Genomic DNA, 18,789 nt, shown 5'->3' on the forward strand with positions numbered 1-18,789 from the left:
GGCAAAGGCATGAACCATGTCTGGTTAAAACAAAACAACGAAGCGACCCACGTCATTGTCGTCTTTGGCGGCTGGGCGGTTGGAAGCGATGTGTTTTCTTCATTAGCGGGCGCCTCTGATGTCTTGTTTATTTCAGATTATAGAGACCTGAATGATAACCTGCCTGATCTATCTGCCTATTCAAAGCGCACGCTTATAGCGTGGTCTTTTGGCATTGCCTCTTATTGTCATTGGCAGGAAAATAGAGCGGATATCTTTGATCGTAAAATTGCAATAAATGGCACAATGACCCCGGTTGATCGCGAGCGTGGCATCCCCCCTCTCGCCATGCAAAAAACCATCGACACATTATCCGAGGACAGTTTCCAAGTTTTCTTAAGCCGCGCCCACAATGCCAAGGCACCAGAACAGATTATTGATGTTAGCGCCCGCAAGGCAGAACTTATCGCCATCCTTGAGCGCGGTGATGCACCCTCGCAGTTGTGGGACCGTATCTGGCTTAGCCGCAAAGATCGCATTTTTCCGCTCGCTAATATGGAACGAGCTTGGGAGCCACAAAGCGATATGATTAAAACAATCGATGCGGCCCATGTTCCTTTTAGCTTTTGGCAGAGCTGGGATGAGGTTTGCGATGAGTAAGCCCTCCGTACGCGAACGCATGAACGTTTTGCAAAGCTTCAAACGCAGCTTGAAAGACTATCATCAAAATGCGGTTGTTCAGGCCGAGATTGCAAAGACCCTCATTGATCATTTTCTCACCACCTCACAGCGTGAGAACTATTCTCACGTTTTAGAATTTGGCTGCGCAACAGGGCATCTCAGCGAACAGTTAATAAGCCGGCTAAAGATTGACGCATTCACAGCGAATGATTTGATTGAGGAAAGCCAGCAGTATATAGCGCCGAAGCTCAATCAACTCACCAGTAATTGGCGCTTTATAGCCGGCGCAATTGAAGAGATCGATTTACCTGAAAATCTAGATCTGGTTGCCTCGTCATCAACCGTGCAATGGATTTTTGACACAGCAACGCTGCTTGAAAAACTAACAGGCATGCTCGCGCCAAATGGCTGGTTAGCGCTCAGTAGTTTCACCGACAACCATTTTACCGAATTGCAAGTGATGGGATCAAAAGCCAAAGCACCGCGCTATACGAATGTCGAGGACTGGCCATCTTTGATGCCACACAATGTGGCGATCAAACATATCCACACAGAAGAAATAAAGATCCATTTCCCGACAGTGCACGCCATGCTTTCACACCTGAGACAAACGGGTGTGAACGGTAATGCAGGTCAAGCGTGGGGGCGTCAAAAACTGCTTGAATTTGAGAGCGTCTATGAAAAACAGTTTAAAGACGACGAAGGCATTTTTCTCACCTATGCGCCGATTTATATAATAGCTCAAAAGCAGTCATAAATAATCGGCTATTCGCCTTTTATTTTTTGACGAAAAGGACTTGCGTGATACGTACCAAGTACGCGAATTTCATCGGAGAAAAATCCCAAATCTTCCATGGCAAATTTCACGCTCTTTTCATCTGGGTGGCCATCAATTTCCGCATAGAATTGAGTTGCCGTGAATTTGCCATCAAGCTGATAACTTTCAAGCTTCGTCATATTCACACCATTTGTCGCAAAACCGCCCATGGCCTTATAGAGAGCTGCCGGCACATTACGCACACGAAAAATGAACGAGGTGACAATGTGCTCATCTGACATGGGAATTGGCTGCGGTTCACGCGCCAACACCACAAAGCGTGTCGTGTTATGGTCGGCATCCTCAACATTTTCGGCCACAATATCGAGCTTATAAAGGCTTGCCGCAAGCACGGGCGCGAGCGCTGCCCCTGTGCGGTCTCCTTCTTCAGCGATAAATTTAGCCGCACCTGCTGTATCGGCAGACACAATAGCTTTCCATCCATTTTCGCGAATAATATTGCGACATTGCCCAAGCCCATGAATATGGCTGTAGACATGGGTGATGTCTTCTATTTTTACGCCCGGCAAAACCATCAGTTGAAAACGGATAGGCAGAAAATATTCGCCTATGATATGGAGTTTTGATTCTGGCAGAAGGTGATGGATATCAGCCACACGACCCGCCAGCGAATTATCAATCGGGATCATCGCAAGATCGGCTGCCCCACCGCTGAGTGCGGCAAAAGCATCAAAGAACGTCTCGCAGGGAAGCGGCTCCATAGTGGGGAACATATCGCGACAGGCCGTGTCAGAATTCGCTCCAAACTCTCCCTGAAATGCAATTTTACTGCGGCTTTTATCGCCAATATTTTCTGGCATTTTATAATCCACTCAAATAGGTGCGGGCTTTATCAAGATCGGCGGGAGTATCAACACCAAGGGGAACGGTGTCAACGAGCGCTACATCAATACGCATCCCCGCTTCTAATGCGCGCAATTGTTCGAGACTTTCACGGCGCTCTAAAACGGACGGCGACATGGACACATAGCGTTTCAAGGCATCGCGCTGGTAGCCATAAAGGCCGATGTGGTGATAAAGTGGGCCTTCGCCATGTGGAGCGGTTGCGCGGGTAAAATAAAGCGCACGCAATCTGTTGTCGTCAAGCGGCGCGCCAACCACTTTCACTACATTGGGGTTGTTTTTTTCTTCTCTATCCGTGATTTCAGCCGCAATGGTGGAAATATCAACCGCCTCATCCTTCAATAAATCATAAGCCGCACGAATAGAAGCTGCATCAATTGTTGGAAGATCACCTTGAACATTGATAATTGTGTCAACCACACCATCAGGATCGAGTAACTCCAAAGCTTCAAAGATACGATCCGAACCATTCGTATGATCCGCGCGAGTCATAATGGCCTCACCACCCGCTGCACAGACGACATCACAAATCTCCTGTGTATCGGCAGCCACAACCACATGACCAATATCAGCCTCAACCGCACGATTAACCACCTGCACAATCATTGGCAGGCCATTGATATCTGCAAGCGGCTTGCCAGGCAATCGGGTCGATGCCATGCGTGATGGAATCAGAATCAAAGGGGCCATATCAACGAAGCACTCCGGCGTTAAATAATGTGGCGCTGAGTTTTAACGGCTGCGCTATGCCTAAACAAGATCAAGAAAGTTGTTATTTGTAACGTATAAACCAGATAAAATAGGAAATTGGTTGTAAAATCACTGCTCCACGTTTTATTCGAGTTGATTTTCGCGCCAAACAGGGTAATTTCTGGCTGAATATGATTGGTGCTTCGATATAGATAAAAAATATTGAGACCGTCGAGATTAAAAGGAGTCGCAACCGCGATGAAATTACCAGACTTCAATACTATCGCCATGGGCTTTTTGTTCACTATTTTCATAGCACTGGGAGTGAGCTTTTTATCAGAACTCGTCTTCCACGTCGAAAAACCTGAAAAACCCGGATACATCATCGAAGTGGCCGAAGCTGAAGGTGCTGCAGGCACAGAAGAAGAAGCCGTTGAACTTATCGGGCCATTGCTTGCATCTGCCGATGTCGGCGCGGGAGAAAAACTCGTCAAGCGCTGCACAGCCTGTCACTCATTTGAAAAAGGCGGGGCAAACAAAGTTGGCCCTTATCTATATGATGTGGTTGGCCGCGATATCGCTGGCGTTAGTGATTTTGGTTATTCCGGTTCTATGGCTGAATATGGCGCAGGCAAAAAATGGACCTATGATGAACTTGACGGGTTTTTGGAAAAACCAAGCAAGTGGATCAAAGGCACCGCTATGGGTTTTGGTGGGTTAAAGAAAATCGAAGCGCGCGCAAATCTGATCGCCTATATGCGTACTTTATCAGACAACCCTACCCCACTGCCTTCTGAGTAAAGCAGAATTAAATACTTTTAAAACCGCCCGAGCAGCAATGTTCGGGCGGTTTTTGCTTGGCAAGCCTCTTTTAAAAACACTGTTTTGTCATTATCACTTTTAAGCTCTACATTCTATCTTGAACGCGACAACTAGATGACCAAGTAATATTAAGGACTCTGCAGATGGATTTTGATAGAAGACCCGCTTTTCTAAGAACCGATACATCTAGACGAACTTTTCTCAAAAGCATCACGGCATTGGCGCTTACAAGTGGTGTCTCTCCTTTTGCTTGGGCGGCTGGACAGAAAGACCTACATGGTCTTTCCATCTTTGGTGACCTTAAATATGCAGCAGATTTTAAGCACCTAGAATATGCGGACCCCAATGCCCCGCGTGGTGGTAAATTTACCTATATCCCAAACGGCTGGGCCTATAACCAAAACCCTCAAACCTATAATACGATGAACGGTTTTGCAGCCAAAGGCGATGGGCCAATGGGCATTGAAATTTGCTTTGATAGCCTTTTGACGGGCGTAGCCGATGAACCGGATTCGGTCTATGGCCTGATTGCAGAGACAATTAGTGTCTCAGAAGACGGCAATGTCTTCACCTTCACCATGCGCAAAGAAGCTCAGTTTGTAGATGGAACGCCAGTTATGGCCAGTGATGTGGTCTGGTCAGTTGAAACTTTAACTGACACAACAAAAGGCCACCCCAGCATTGGCTTGTCCTTGCGCAACCTAACGGGATGCCGTGCTCTTGGTGACCGTGTGGTTGAATTTACATTCAACGGAGAACAAAGCCTGTTTGAGCCATTCTCTGCCGCCAGCCTACCGGTTTTATCTAAAGCTTTTTATGACGGTCAAGATTTTACCGCCAACACCATGACGCCGCCACTTGGTTCTGGCGCATATCAGGTTGGCAAATTTAAACCCGGTGAATTTATAGAATACAATCGAAATGACGCTTACTGGGGCAAAGACCTGCCGATTAATGTGGGTCAGGGAAATTTTGATATTGTTCGCATAGAATTCTACCGCGACCCCTCGGTGGCCTTTCAGGCCTTCACCAAGGGCGACATTGATTTTCGCCTTGAAAATATATCCCGCAACTGGGCCACCAAATATAATTTTGATGCTGTTAAACAAGGCAAGGTGATTACCACGCGGGTGCCCGGCGAAAAATCTGCAAACTTGCAGGCTTTCTTTATGAACTCGCGCCGTCCACAGTTCAACGATATTAAGACGCGCGAAGCTGTTGGTCTGGCCTTTGATTTTGAATGGCTGAATGAAAATCAGTTTTTCGGCGCCTATACCCGTTCAACCACCTATTTTGCAACATCAACATTCTCTGCTGAAGGTCCACCTGTAGGCACTGAGCTTGCGCTTTTGGAGCCGTTTCGCGACGAACTGGACCCGCGCGTTTTTGGTGAGGCGATCATTCCGCCTATAACTGACGGAACAGGACGCTCTCGCGCCCTTTTGCGAAAAGCATCAAAACTTTTAAAAGAAGCTGGATGGACGCTCAAAGAAGGTGTACTCACCAAGGCTGACGGAACAAAATTTGAGATGGAGTTTTTGCTACGTTCTCAAGTTTTTGAGCGGGTTGTTGGCGGCTTCATCCAAAATCTGAATGCATTAGGCATTAAAGCAACATCGCGACTAGTGGATGCTGCGCAATTTCAAGACCGATTGAAAAATTACGATTTTGACATGGTTGGTATTGCGCGGCGTTTCTCTGCAACACCCTTGCAGGGGTTTCATAATGCCTTTTCATCACAAGCCGCTGACCTGCCCGGCGCAGGCAACTTAGCTGGCGTCAAACTTAACGCAGTTGATGCAATAATCGATAAGGTCGAAAGCGCCACATCTCGCGATGAGATGGAAACAGCTGCCCGTGCGCTTGATCGCATCTTACGCGCACACTATTATACAGTACCCAATTGGCATATTGACGGCCATCGTTTAGCTTATTGGAACAAATTTGGCATTCCGGATGTTAAAAAACCGGATTATGGTTTCCCTTTCTTATCAACATGGTGGTACGACGCGGAAAAAGCAGCCAAACTGTAAAAAACGATTCGTTTTAATCGGGGTTCATTATGGCCGCCTACATCTTACGGCGACTTCTGCTTATCATACCAACGATGCTCGGCATCATGGCGATTGCTTTTCTCGTGATCCAGTTTGCCCCTGGCGGTCCGGTTGAAAGAGTCATCGCCGAACTGACCGGTGCAGCTGGTGGCGCTAGTGATCGTGTGAGCGGTGGCGCCAATGATTTCAGCCAAGATTTAACCGCCGATGATCTCACTTCAAAATACCGTGGCGCTCAGGGGCTTGATCCCGATTTCATCAAACAACTGGAAGCCCAATTCGGGTTTGATAAGCCGCCTGTCGAGCGGTTTTTCATTATGGTGTGGGATTACGTGCGGTTTGATTTTGGCGAGAGTTACTTTCGTGACGTGACAATTATCGATCTGATTTTAGAAAAAATGCCGGTTTCAATCTCGCTCGGTCTGTGGCTCACGCTGCTGCAATATGGCATCTCCATACCGCTTGGCATCTCAAAAGCCGTCAGCGATGGCAGCAAATTTGATGTTTGGAGCTCGTCGGTTGTCGTGGTTGCTTATGCGATACCGGGCTTTTTGTTTGCTATTTTATTGATTGTGTTTTTTGCAGGCAGCGAGTTTTTTGATTGGTTTCCCTTGCGAGGCCTGACTTCGGATAATTGGGATGAACTATCTTTCTTTGGCAAGATCGTCGACTATTTCTGGCACCTCGCCCTACCAATAACCGCCTTAGCGCTTGCGGCATTTGCCACCACCACCTTTCTCACCAAGAACTCGTTTCTTGATGAGATCCGAAAACAATATGTGGTGACCGCGCGGGCCAAAGGATTAAGTGAAAACCGCGTTCTTTATGGCCATGTGTTTCGCAATGCGATGCTGATCATCATCGCGGGCTTCCCCGGCGCTTTTATCACTTCCTTCTTTACTGGCTCCCTTTTGATTGAGGTGATTTTCTCACTCGACGGGCTTGGATTATTGGGTTTTGAATCTGTTTTAAACCGAGATTATGCCGTGGTGTTTGCAACGCTCTATATTTTCTCGCTCATGGGTTTGATTGTGAACCTGATCTCTGACGTTACCTATATGCTAATCGATCCTCGCATCGACTTTGAAGCGCGGGAGGTGTGAGGGTGGACACTGTTGTAGATCAAACCAAGGCGCCAGCCAAAAAGCGCTTGTCACCGATTAATCGGCGGCGCTGGGAAAACTTCAAAGCCAATCGGCGTGGCTATTGGTCTTTGTGGATTTTCATTATCCTGTTTGTCCTCTCCTTGTTTGCGGAAGTGATCGCAAACGACAAGCCTATTCTTGCGCGCTATAATGGGGAAATTCTTTTTCCTACTCTTGTTGATTACCCTGAAGAAAAATTCGGTGGCTTTCTGGCCATTACAGACTATCGTGACCCCTTTATTCAAGAAGCGATCGATGCCAATGGCTGGATGATTTGGCCGCTGGTTCGCTATTCATTTCGCTCGGTCAATAAAGACATTCCAAAACCGGCTCCCTCACCACCCTCATGGCGGATGTCCCGCGCGGAGGCCTGCGTAAAATACCCTGACGGCATCAATGACATCAATTGCGTTGCGGGAAACCTCAACTTTCTTGGCACCGATAATCAGGGGCGCGATGTGGTGGCGCGTGTGATTTATGGGTTTCGCATTTCCGTGATTTTTGGCCTGACCCTTACCATCTTCTCATCCATTATCGGTGTCGCGGCGGGCGCTGTGCAGGGGTATTTTGGCGGCTGGACAGACCTCTTGTTTCAACGTTTCATCGAAATATGGTCGTCTGTACCACAGCTTTATTTACTGCTGATTATTGCCTCTGTCATTGCGCCCGGTTTCTGGATATTGCTTGGCATTTTACTTTTATTCTCATGGGTATCGCTTGTTGGTGTTGTGCGTGCAGAATTTTTACGGGCCCGTAATTTGGAATATGTAAATGCGGCGCGCGCTCTCGGTGTTTCCAATAGCATTATCATGTGGCGCCACCTTTTACCCAATGCCATGGTCGCCACCATCACCTTCATGCCGTTTATTTTGAACGGCTCGATCACCACTCTTACCTCGCTTGATTTTCTTGGCTTTGGCCTGCCGCCCGGCTCGCCATCACTGGGTGAACTTTTGCGCCAAGGCAAAGACGAACTCCAAGCGCCATGGCTTGGCATCAGTGCTTTCTTCGTGATTTCAATCATGCTGAGCTTGCTGATTTTCATTGGCGAAGCCGTGCGCGATGCGCTCGATCCGCGCAAGACATTTGTGTGAGGAGCGATATGAAACGACTTACACATGAACAAGTTTATCTCGACACCAATATTTTCATCGCGGCCATTGAAGCGTTTAATTCTGTGGCGCTTGAGCTTTTTCAAATGGCTGAAAAAGGATTGGTCTTTTTGGTCACAAGCGAGGTGACGCGCGGCGAGCTTTTGGTAAAACCATTGATGGCTAACGACACACAATTACCGCAGCGCTATGAGGCGCTTTTTGATAATCCACAAATGCTCAATGCTGTGGTCGCGGATCGTGATGTCATGCGAGAAGCCGCTAGTCTTTCTGCTCAATGCGGGCTTGAACTTCTCGATGCAATTCACTGTGCGACCGCTCATGTTGCGGGCTGTGCTTATATCATCTCTGAGGACCGTGACATGCAAGGCTATTCACCCGTTGAAGTCTTGTCTCTTGATGAACTGGAGACCATGGCATGAGTGATCAACCGCTTCTCAGTGTTAAAAATCTCGGCGTGCAATTTCGCCAAGGCGGCAAAGTTACCGATGCCGTACGCGGTGTGTCGTTTGATTTATTCAAAGGCAAAACACTGGCGCTAGTGGGCGAATCCGGTTCTGGAAAATCCGTATCCGCGCTTTCCATTCTCAAGCTTCTGCCTTATCCCGCAGCCCATCACCCACACGGTGAAATACTCTATGATGGCAAAGATCTTTTGAACGCGCCGGATAAAGAGCTGCGCCAAGTGCGCGGCAATGGCATTTCTTTTATCTTTCAAGAGCCCATGTCCTCGCTGAACCCGCTTCATAATGTTGAGCGCCAGATTGCTGAAGTGCTGAAACTACATCGTGGCATGAGCGATAAGCAGGCGCGTGTGCGCGTGTTAGAGCTTCTCAATCAGGTTGGTATTCGTGACCCAGAAACCCGACTGAAATCTTTTCCGCATCAACTCTCCGGTGGCCAGCGTCAACGCGTGATGATTGCCATGGCACTTGCTAATGAACCTGATCTTCTTATTGCGGATGAGCCAACCACTGCGCTTGATGTGACCGTGCAGGCGCAAATTTTAGAGCTTTTAAAAAACCTGCGCGAAGAAACCAGCATGGGGCTTTTGTTCATCACGCATGATCTGGGCATTGTGCGCAAAATTGCAGACGAAGTTTGTGTCATGACCAATGGCGAAATTGTTGAGCGCGGTGATGTGTCCAAGATTTTTGATAACCCGCAGCATGACTATACCAAGCATCTTTTATCGGCGGAGCCAAAGGGCAAACCTATTGCCGAAGACACAAAGGCCCCTGTCGTGATGCGCACGAACGACCTTAAAGTCTGGTTCCCCGTTAAGGCGGGTTTAATGCGCCGCACGGTCAGTCATGTTAAGGCCGTCGACGGTGTTGATGTGGAAGTGCGAGCGGGCCAGACATTGGGTGTGGTGGGCGAATCCGGTTCCGGCAAAACCACATTGGGGCTTGCTCTGATGCGCCTGATATCCTCCAAGGGGCAGATACAGTTTAACGATAAAGACATCAACCAACTCACATTCAAAGAAATGCGCCCGCTACGCCGCGATATGCAGATTGTCTTCCAAGATCCCTTTGGCTCGCTTAGCCCACGCCTATCAGTGCAGGGTATCATTGAAGAGGGTCTCAGCATTCATAAACCTTCACTCAGTGCTCTTGAGCGGGAAAAAGTTATTTGTGACGTGCTGGAAGAAGTGGGCCTTGATGCGGCTACCCGCCATCGCTATCCGCATGAATTTTCGGGCGGCCAGCGCCAACGCATCTCGATTGCACGCGCCATGGTGTTGGAGCCCAAATTTGTCATGCTGGATGAACCGACCTCTGCGCTCGATATGAGCGTACAGGCACAGGTGGTCGATTTATTGCGTGATCTACAGCGCAAACACCAATTGACCTATCTGTTTATCTCGCACGATTTAAAGGTCGTGCGCGCGTTATCAAACCATGTGATGGTGATGCAGCTTGGCAAGATCGTCGAGCATGGCCCTGCAGCGCAAATTTTTGACGAACCAAAAACCGACTACACAAAAACCCTGATGGCCGCAGCCTTCGACCTCGAAGCTACAAGCAAAATAGCAGGGGCAGTGGACTCGGTTTAACAACAGTTTATTCCAGCCATTGACGAAGGCTTTCATGTTTCATATGTCCTGCCCATGAGTATTCTTGATATCATTACCATACCGGATAAAATCCTGAAGCAGGCGTGCGACCCTGTTGAGCGGGTTGATGATGAACTGCGCACACTTCTCGATAATATGTTGGAGACAATGTATGACGCGCCGGGCATTGGATTGGCAGCACCACAAATCGGCGTCCTTCGTCGTGCGATTACAATCGATGTATCCAGGCGGGCAGAGGATGACGAGAGTGATGCGCCCATTCCTAAAAACCCTCTCTTCATGATCAACCCTGAAATAGTCTGGTCCTCAGATGAGCCATCACTCTATGATGAGGGATGTCTTTCAATACCGGAATATTATGCAGAAGTTGAACGCCCCGCAGAGGTGATCGTCAGTTATCTCGACCGTGATGGGCGACAGAATGAACTGAAAGCAGATGGTATTTTGGCCACTTGCGTCCAGCATGAAATTGACCACCTTGATGGCATTTTGTTCATTGATTACCTGTCAAAGCTAAAGCGCGACAGGGTGATAAAGAAATTTGCTAAAATAAAAAAGGCGCAAGTGCTTTAATCAGCATTTCGCAGGGAGAAGCTATTTATGCGTGTTGTTTTTATGGGAACACCAGACTTTTCCGTACCAACTTTGATGGAAATCATCGCACAAGGTCATGAGGTCGTGGCGGTTTATTCGCAGCCACCACGCAAGGCGGGCCGCGGTATGGAATTGAAAAAATCTCCCGTGCATGAAAAAGCCGAACAATTCGGCTTGCCGATTTTCACTCCCCTCAATTTCAAAGATGGCGCTGATATTGACGCCTTTGCCGCCCATGAGGCTGATGTTGCTGTTGTTGTCGCTTATGGGTTGCTACTGCCGCGCGCGGTTCTTGATGCGCCTCACCATGGCTGCCTCAATCTCCACGCTTCTCTGCTGCCGCGCTGGCGTGGTGCTGCGCCCATCAACCGAGCGATCATGGCTGGAGATAAAGAGACTGGTATTATGGTCATGCAGATGGAAGAAGGTCTTGATACCGGACCGGTCGCCATGGTCGAGCACCTTCCAATCGAAGCCGATATGACCGCGGGTGAATTACATGATCAACTGATGGTTTTGGGCGGTGACTTGATGGTACGCGCGCTTGGTGGCATTGAGCGCGGAGGCTTAAGTGCACGCAAACAGGAGACAACGGGCATCGACTATGCCCATAAGCTCACGAAAGAAGAGGCTAGGATCGATTGGTCTAAATCAGCCTGCGATGTCCATAATCATATTCGCGGCCTCTCTCCTTTTCCTGGGGCTTGGTGCGAATTTGAATTGGCAGGTAAGCGTCACCGGCTGAAGATTTTAAAATCAATTGTAATAGATGACCTTGAGGGGCCTGCAGGTACTATTTTGGATGATGCGCTGACGATTGCTTGTGGCACGAGGGCAATACGCCTTGTCAGCGTTCAGCGCTCTGGAAAAGGCGTGATGGATGCTGCAGAATTCTTGCGCGGCAATGCGCTTACAAAAGGTGCGGCATTGATATGAATTTCTTATCAGAACGAGAATAGTGAGCCAGACATGCCGCGTTACAAGCTAATTGTTGAATATGATGGCGCGCCATTTAACGGCTGGCAACGCCAACCTGACCAACCCACAGTTCAAGGCGCCATTGAGCAAGCTGTTTTGAAATGTACCCAAGAAGATGTAACCATCGGCTCGGCAGGGCGCACAGACGCGGGGGTTCATGCCACGGGTCAGGTCGCGCATTTAAGCCTTGAGAAGCAGTGGGAAAGCGGCAAGCTTCGCGAAGCTTTGAGCTTTCACCTGAAACCGCTACCCGTTTCAATTTTGCATGTTGAAGAAGCGGCCGATGATTTCGATGCTCGCTTTTCAGCCAAAAGCCGTCATTATCGTTATCGCATCATCAATCGACGTGCGACGCTCACGCTCGATGCCGGACGGGCGTGGCATGTGAAGCGCGAGCTTGACGCAAAAGCCATGCATGAGGCAGCACAATGTCTCATAGGCCACCATGACTTCACCACCTTCCGCCATGTCCACTGTCAGGCAAAATCGCCGATCAAAACACTGGACCAGCTTGATGTGATGCGGCAGGGGGATGATATTTTCATCACCGCTTCAGCACGCTCCTTCTTGCACAACCAAGTGCGCTCGTTGGCCGGCTGTTTGGTTTTTGTCGGCGATGGTCATTGGACCAAAACAGACCTTGAAAACGCCCTTCACGCCAAAGACCGCACACGCTGCGCGCCCGTTGCGCCAGCGCACGGGCTTTACCTCTATAAAGTTGGCTACTAAATACTAAGGTCAGGCCCCTAGAACTTGATTGCCTTAAATGTTGCGGTCTGTTTGGTGAGCGCAATTTCCGTTGGCAATCTTTCCATAGATGACGCCCCATAAAAACCATGACAGTTCTTTGTATTTTTGAGGACAAATTCTGCGTCTTCCGGCTGAGCCACAGGGCCACCATGAACCAGAATAATAGCATCAGGATTCACTGACAAAGCAGCTTCGGCCCATGCATCCACAAGAGCTGGAGATTGCTCAAGCGTCACACCTGTTTCCGCACCAATTGAACCACCTGTTGTTAGCCCCAAATGACAAACAATAATATCAGCACCAGCAGCAGCCATCGCTTTTGCATCTTCTTTTGAGAAAACATATGGCGTTGTCAATAGGCCCTTTTTATGAGCCATAGCGATGAGGTCTACCTCCAACTGATAGGACATTCCGGTTTCTTCCAAATTGGCTCGAAAATTACCATCAATCAAACCAACGGTTGGAAAATTCTGAACGCCCGAAAAGCCAGCGGCTTTTATTTCATCAAGAAATTTATCCATCAAACGGAAAGGGTCTGAGGCACAAACACCGGCAAGGACCGGCGTATCTTTGACGACAGGAAGCACCTCACCAGCCATTTCCATCACAACTGCATTCGCATCGCCGTAAGGCATCAGACCAGCAAGCGAGCCACGACCTGCCATGCGATATCGGCCTGAATTATAGATCACAATAAGATCGATGCCACCTGCTTCCTCGCATTTGGCTGATAGTCCTGTTCCCGCACCACCACCAATGATCGGCACCTTATCGGCTTTCATTTTTTGAAATTGATCTACTAGTGCCTGTTTATTGAAATTTTCCATCTTGGACTTCCTATTTAGTTTATTTCCCGCAAGGTATTTACGACGAGTTCAGCAAAGTCTGGGTCATTGATGTGATGTGGCGCGGTAATCAATTTGCGGTTTTCAGTTTCCTTAAAACCAGATCGTATAGCATCATAAAGCGCCGTTCTTGCCTCAGTATCCCAAAAGGGCATGTCAGGGGCGTCGAGAGCGGATAAACCACCTTCTGGCAACAAGAACCGGACAGGCCCTTCCATCAGATTCAACTTTGCAACAATCCATTCGCCCATTCTTTTGTTTTCTTCGGGTGTGGTGCGCATGAGCGTCACTTGCGGGTTATGTTCATAGAACAATCGTCCCGCATATTTTTCCGGCACCGTTGGCGGCGCCCCAAAATTGACCATGTCTAAAGCACCGACTGAACCGACATAGGGTATTTTGGTTCTTATGATTGATCCGAAACGATCCTCTGTGGCTTGGAAAACCCCGCCCATTAAGAGATCACAGATTTCTGTTGTCGTGAGATCAATTGCCCTTGTTATAAAACCACTATCGATCAGTTTTTCCATCGAGCGGCCACCAACACCGGTTGCATGAAAAACATAAGGCTCATAATCACTCTCAAGTTTAGCTACAACTGCCTGCACTGCCGTTGTGGTGACGCCAAACATGGTCAACCCAAGGCCTGTCTTATGGTCGCTCACATTCTCAGACTTCGGTGCATAAGAAATCATGCCAGCAAGGGCAGCGGCGCCATTTCCCAAAACCTGTCTTGAGATGGGGTTTAGGCCCTGCACGTCGGTGACAGAATACATCATAGTCATATCTGATGGCCCGACATAGGGGCCAACATCGCCCGATGCAACGGTCGAAATAAGAACCTTTGGCACACCAACAGGTAGGCTTCGCATCGCAGGTGACGCTAAGGCTGTCCCTCCTGTACCACCCGCTGAAATAATACCTGCTATTGAATCAAGATTGGCCTGCACCCAATTTTCAAAAGCAATCGACATGGCCGCTACAGCTGATCCCCGATCGCCTGTATCAACGGCTTTTGCGCCATCTGGATGACATGCGGCGACCTCTGTCGGTTTAACGTCTGCGCTCGATTGTGGGAGCCTTGTTGATAAATCAACAGTGCGCACCGGCACACCAGCTGCCATCAACTGCTCTGCAATATAAAGCAGTTCATCTTCTTTTGTATCGAACGTGCCAGCTACAATTGCTGCCCCTTGCCGCCTCTCCAATGTCATATCATTCTCCCCCTGTTAATTTATAAAATTACCCTTCAATCTTCTCACGTAATTTTTTTGCAGTGTTTTTGGCAGCATCAAATGCCGCCCGCCGTTGGGCAATCTCCTCGGGCGATAATTTAGCTACATTTGAATAATCATCTTTCCAGTCTGGTGCCCCGTTCCATTTTAGGGGTGATTGCCATGTTGTGCGTGGTCCTTTTGCTTGTTCCAACAACTCGAGCGCCATAGTCAACGTAACTTGGTGCGAGTCATGATCATTGGGCAGACCGGCTGAATTACCCAAAGGAAAATCGCTGAATAAAAACCTTGGGACGCCAACATTTTCCACAATGTCCTTCGCGCAGCCCATCACGACAGTGGCAATCCCTGCCTCTTCCAATATCCGCGCAGCAATTGATGTGGATTGATGACAAACGGGACAATTTGGAACTAATATAACTGCATCCACGGCTGCTGCTTTACAGCGTGACAGCAAGTCTTGAGCGTCAATATCAGCGGTCGTACGTTTGGATCGATTGGTCGGCAGGCCAAAAAACTGATCGGCAATTTTTCCAATTTTTCCCGCCTGGAAAGCCTTCATTAAAGCGGCGAGAGGAAAATAGCTTCCCATATCTTCTGCCGTTGTGTGAGTGCGATCAATGCCCACATGGGAAATTCGCAAATCAGGCATTGTGTGGCTCATCATGGCATAGACCTGATAAAACTTCGCACCCGCATTATAAGGCGCTCCTGGCCCCTGATCACCTTTATCTGGCTGATAGGGCGCAGCAGTGGTCACAATTGCGATGGTACATTCTTCAAGTGGCTTTGTTAAAGCTGCAAAGGGAACATCATCAAAGCTTGCCCATTCATAAGGCGCGCCATATCCGAGTGCTTGATAATAAGCCGACGTGCGCTTGATATAGTCTATCGGCAAATCATTTGGTTTCATGACCGCATTTTGTCCTTTACACCACTCTACGACTTAGTTCTGTCAACAATATGGGACGCAGAACCCTAAGTCTTCTCAGTAAATCGTCGCAATGCTTTTGAGTCAATTTTTCCAACCTCATTTGTTGGCAATTGCTCCAGTTTGAAAATTTTGCTCAATTGATGACTTCGGCCTAAACACTCCACTATATGTTGATTTATATCTGCCAAATTGACAATTGCATCACCGCCGGCCTCCACAAAACCAACTGGCACTTCACCCAAATCAGAATCTGGTACACCGCAGACGTAAGCGGCATTAATGGTTTTATGTTGCAGCAGAACATCTTCTATTTGCCGTGGCGACAAATTCGCGCCGCCACGAATAATGATATCCTTCAGCCGTCCCGTCAAAAAAAGATATCCTTCATCGTCAAGATAACCGCAGTCTCCAGTATGATACCATTCCCTATGATCAAAGGGAGGCTCACCGATAAAGCCCATGGCAATATTAGCACCCCGGATGCACACTTCGCCAACTTCTCCAGCTTTTAAAAGCGCCGCATCATCTAACCCTATAATCGCCACTTCTTGCCCCGCAAGTGCACGCCCAACCGAGCCAATTTTACGCCCGCTCAATGAATTAGCCGTATTGGTGCATGTTGCTTCGGTCTGCCCATAGGAAACGACCACTTTGGTACCAAAATGTTTTTCAATCTGGGTTTGAACTTCTGGCGCCAGCTGGGCGGCGCCTGACCTGATCATTCGAAGCTTGGCAAGCGCTCTCGCTGGAATTTCCAAAGGAAGCATTCGTTGCAGCATCGTCGGTACAGCGGTAAAGACCGTAGGCTGATATTCAACCATTTGATCGATAAATTTTCGCGCATCAAAATGCGAGCATAGGGTAACGCTCGCACCCACCGCCAACGGCATGATTAATTGATTCTGCAAACCATTGGTATGGCTCAAAGGCATCACTTGAAGAAAATGGTCTTCACCGATGATCCCTGTTTCGCTTGAGACACCATAAATATTTGAGGCAACATTCGCCTGACTAATGGCAACGCCCTTGGGCATTCCCGTTGATCCTGACGTAAAGATAACCAATGCCTCACGCTCTGGGCTTGGGATTTTAGGCAACTTTACCACTTTGGATAATGAGGCTTTTTCCAATATTGGCAGTTGCGAAGATCTTATCTCCAGAGGAATAGATAACACTTTTGAAATCTCTTCAGCCGCTTGCCTGTGGTCATCATCTGCGATCAGTCGTGTTGCGCTAATTGTCTTCAGCTTATCAATTGATTGCTGTGTTGCATCTCCTCGACTAAGGATCGTGACCGAAATTCCCGTACAAATGCATGAAACAATATCGATACACAAAGACAAAGATCGAGTTTGCAGCAAGGCTATTCGGGCTACTCGGCCTACTGGACCATGATCGCCTATGCCCTGTGTCTGAAATTCATCGCAACGCGCCACCACATGTGACAAAAGCGCGCCATAGGTTAAAGATTGCCCCGCCGCCCTTATCGCAATTCGTTCAGCATAAACTGGGTTCGTTGCCGTTTTGAAGAAACGCTCTGAAAATAGCTGATGCCCCATTATAAATGCATCTTTAAGATGAAAGCTGTTTCAAGCGTTCCAGCATCCAGTTATTCAATGTTTCAATTTCTTCTTTCTTTAATCGTATACCGATTTTTGTGCGGCGCCAAACAACGTCCTCAGCGCTTTGAGCCCATTCCTGCTCCATTAGATAATCAACTTCACGGCCCGTCAGCGACCCGCCAAACTGTTGCCCCATATCAGAAACACTCTTCGCATCCCCCATCAGTTGCCATGCGCGCGTTCCATAAGAACGCACCAATCGCCATGCTAAATCATCGGTTATAAAAGAAAAGTCTGTTTGCAGTTTCTTGACGAGACTATCGAAGTCATCAACTTCGAAGTCCCCCCCTGTCAGCACTGATTGCGCTGTCCATTTTTCTTTGCGCTTACCCAACACAGCCTCGATCTTTTCAAGCATCGATTCGGCAAGCTTGCGATATGTCGTAATTTTCCCGCCAAAAATATTAATCGCTTTTGCCCGGTTATCCTCACCGTCAACCCGCAGCACATAATTTCTCGTGGCCTCTTGGGCCTCGGTGGCACCATCATCGTATAAAGAGCGCACGCCAGCATAGGTCCATACAATGTCATCGGCCACAATCGGTTTCTTAAAATATTCACTTGCTGCATCGCATAGATAGGTCACTTCGCTGGGGTTGATCGCCGCATCCCTTGGGTTGCCTTCATAATCATGATCCGTTGTCCCAATCAAAGTGTAGTCTTGCTCATAGGGCAGCGCAAAGATGATGCGATTATCTGCATTTTGGAAAATGTAAGCACGGTCATGATCATGGAGCTTCGGCACCACAATATGGCTGCCTTGTACCAGTCGGACATTCTTGGCGTTGCTCACGCCAAATGCGTCTCCAAGCACTTCATCAACCCATGGGCCTGATGCATTCACAATCAAACGGGCGGTGCGGGTGGTGACCTTACCCGTGTTTAAATTTTTGGTCTCAATAGACCAATGATCCTCAACGCGCTCTGCTTTGATGCACTGTGTGCGGGTTTCAATGACAGCGCCGCGCTCGGATGCATCTTTGGCATTGAGAACCACAAGTCGCGCGTCATTAACCCAGCAATCGGAGTATTCAAACCCTTTAGAAAAAATCGGCTTGAGAGGTGCCCCTACATTAGAGGTCTTTAAATTCACTGTGCTTGTGCCTGGCAGCAAGACCCTTTTGCCTATGTGGTCATAAAGGAAAAGGCCAAGACGCAAAATCCATGCGGGACGCAGTCCTTTATGATGAGGTAATACAAAACGCATCGGCCAAATAATATGTGGGGCAGATTTCAAGAGCACTTCACGCTCACTCAATGCTTTGCGCACCAAACCAAATTCGTAGTGTTCAAGATAACGCAAGCCGCCATGGATCAACTTGGAAGACCAAGAAGATGTTCCGCTAGCCAGATCATCCATTTCAACGAGGCAAACAGAAAAACCGCGCCCCACCGCGTCACGCGCAATACCACAGCCGTTTATGCCGCCGCCAATGACAAAAATATCAAAATCGCAGTTCAAGGATACTCCTAAAATTCATCATGCCATCAGAGCATTAATCACAACGAGACAATATGAAAACGAATTAAATGTCAAAACCAAACGCCGCCTTATATGGTACGAAGTGCCATTAAAACTATTTGTGA

18 protein-coding genes are annotated in these 18,789 nt (G+C 48.3%); 11 read left to right on the plus strand and 7 right to left on the minus strand.

Annotated elements, in window-relative coordinates:
* Positions 1-9 precede the first annotated feature (9 nt).
* Both ABJ081_02865 and ABJ081_02870 read left to right on the plus strand, forming a co-directional pair.
* Positions 10-639: a pimeloyl-ACP methyl esterase BioG family protein gene (locus tag ABJ081_02865; GenBank protein MEP6355599.1), complete on the plus strand. Its 630-nt coding sequence runs from the start codon at positions 10-12 to the stop codon at positions 637-639.
* On the plus strand, positions 632-1,417 hold the full coding sequence (locus ABJ081_02870) for a methyltransferase domain-containing protein (GenBank protein ID MEP6355600.1): 786 nt from the start codon (positions 632-634) through the stop codon (positions 1,415-1,417). Before ABJ081_02865 ends, ABJ081_02870 begins: the two co-directional genes overlap by 8 nt.
* 8 nt (positions 1,418-1,425) lie before the next feature.
* Here ABJ081_02870 and ABJ081_02875 read toward each other — a convergent pair whose 3' ends face one another.
* Positions 1,426-2,298, minus strand: coding sequence for a prephenate dehydratase (locus ABJ081_02875; GenBank protein MEP6355601.1), 873 nt, complete (start codon positions 2,296-2,298; stop codon positions 1,426-1,428).
* Between the two features lies 1 nt (position 2,299).
* Entirely contained in the window at positions 2,300-3,031 is a 732-nt protein-coding gene (locus tag ABJ081_02880; protein MEP6355602.1) for a 3-deoxy-manno-octulosonate cytidylyltransferase, read from the minus strand.
* A gap of 258 nt (positions 3,032-3,289) precedes the next feature.
* Between ABJ081_02880 and ABJ081_02885 the strand changes: the two genes are divergently transcribed.
* The 9 genes from ABJ081_02885 to truA all read left to right on the plus strand — a co-directional run bounded on the left by ABJ081_02885 (position 3,290) and on the right by truA (position 12,545).
* Positions 3,290-3,832, plus strand: coding sequence for a cytochrome c family protein (locus tag ABJ081_02885; protein ID MEP6355603.1), 543 nt, complete (start codon positions 3,290-3,292; stop codon positions 3,830-3,832).
* Positions 3,833-3,996: 164 nt separating this feature from the next.
* Positions 3,997-5,886: an extracellular solute-binding protein gene (locus ABJ081_02890; protein MEP6355604.1), complete on the plus strand. Its 1,890-nt coding sequence runs from the start codon at positions 3,997-3,999 to the stop codon at positions 5,884-5,886.
* A gap of 29 nt (positions 5,887-5,915) precedes the next feature.
* Positions 5,916-7,010, plus strand: coding sequence for a microcin C ABC transporter permease YejB (locus ABJ081_02895; protein MEP6355605.1), 1,095 nt, complete (start codon positions 5,916-5,918; stop codon positions 7,008-7,010).
* Between the two features lie 2 nt (positions 7,011-7,012).
* A complete protein-coding gene (locus tag ABJ081_02900) occupies positions 7,013-8,146 on the plus strand; it encodes an ABC transporter permease (protein ID MEP6355606.1) in 1,134 nt (377 codons plus the stop codon).
* An 8-nt stretch (positions 8,147-8,154) separates the two neighbouring features.
* A complete protein-coding gene (locus tag ABJ081_02905) occupies positions 8,155-8,586 on the plus strand; it encodes a type II toxin-antitoxin system VapC family toxin (protein ID MEP6355607.1) in 432 nt (143 codons plus the stop codon).
* Positions 8,583-10,223: an ABC transporter ATP-binding protein gene (locus ABJ081_02910; GenBank protein MEP6355608.1), complete on the plus strand. Its 1,641-nt coding sequence runs from the start codon at positions 8,583-8,585 to the stop codon at positions 10,221-10,223. Before ABJ081_02905 ends, ABJ081_02910 begins: the two co-directional genes overlap by 4 nt.
* Before the next feature lie 54 nt (positions 10,224-10,277).
* Positions 10,278-10,817 (plus strand): peptide deformylase, encoded by a 540-nt coding sequence (def, locus tag ABJ081_02915; protein ID MEP6355609.1) that lies wholly within the window; start codon positions 10,278-10,280, stop codon positions 10,815-10,817.
* A 27-nt stretch (positions 10,818-10,844) separates the two neighbouring features.
* Entirely contained in the window at positions 10,845-11,774 is a 930-nt protein-coding gene (fmt, locus tag ABJ081_02920; GenBank protein ID MEP6355610.1) for a methionyl-tRNA formyltransferase, read from the plus strand.
* A 33-nt stretch (positions 11,775-11,807) separates the two neighbouring features.
* Positions 11,808-12,545 (plus strand): tRNA pseudouridine(38-40) synthase TruA, encoded by a 738-nt coding sequence (gene truA, locus ABJ081_02925; GenBank protein ID MEP6355611.1) that lies wholly within the window; start codon positions 11,808-11,810, stop codon positions 12,543-12,545.
* A gap of 17 nt (positions 12,546-12,562) precedes the next feature.
* On the opposite strand, the gene ABJ081_02930 is transcribed toward truA, so the two are convergent.
* The 5 genes from ABJ081_02930 to glpD form a co-directional block, all read right to left on the minus strand.
* Complete coding sequence (locus tag ABJ081_02930) at positions 12,563-13,393, minus strand: phosphoenolpyruvate hydrolase family protein (GenBank protein ID MEP6355612.1); 831 nt, start codon at positions 13,391-13,393, stop codon at positions 12,563-12,565.
* A gap of 14 nt (positions 13,394-13,407) precedes the next feature.
* On the minus strand, positions 13,408-14,625 hold the full coding sequence (locus ABJ081_02935) for a Tm-1-like ATP-binding domain-containing protein (GenBank protein ID MEP6355613.1): 1,218 nt from the start codon (positions 14,623-14,625) through the stop codon (positions 13,408-13,410).
* Between the two features lie 28 nt (positions 14,626-14,653).
* Positions 14,654-15,559, minus strand: a complete 906-nt coding sequence (locus tag ABJ081_02940; GenBank protein MEP6355614.1) for a glycine/sarcosine/betaine reductase selenoprotein B family protein — start codon at positions 15,557-15,559, stop codon at positions 14,654-14,656.
* Between the two features lie 65 nt (positions 15,560-15,624).
* Complete coding sequence (locus ABJ081_02945) at positions 15,625-17,139, minus strand: class I adenylate-forming enzyme family protein (GenBank protein MEP6355615.1); 1,515 nt, start codon at positions 17,137-17,139, stop codon at positions 15,625-15,627.
* A 13-nt stretch (positions 17,140-17,152) separates the two neighbouring features.
* Entirely contained in the window at positions 17,153-18,664 is a 1,512-nt protein-coding gene (gene glpD, locus ABJ081_02950) for a glycerol-3-phosphate dehydrogenase (GenBank protein ID MEP6355616.1), read from the minus strand.
* Positions 18,665-18,789 lie beyond the last annotated feature (125 nt).

Source organism: Hyphomicrobiales bacterium (genome assembly GCA_039989895.1).
In the GTDB taxonomy this organism is placed as follows: Bacteria; Pseudomonadota; Alphaproteobacteria; order Rhizobiales; family JACESI01; genus JACESI01.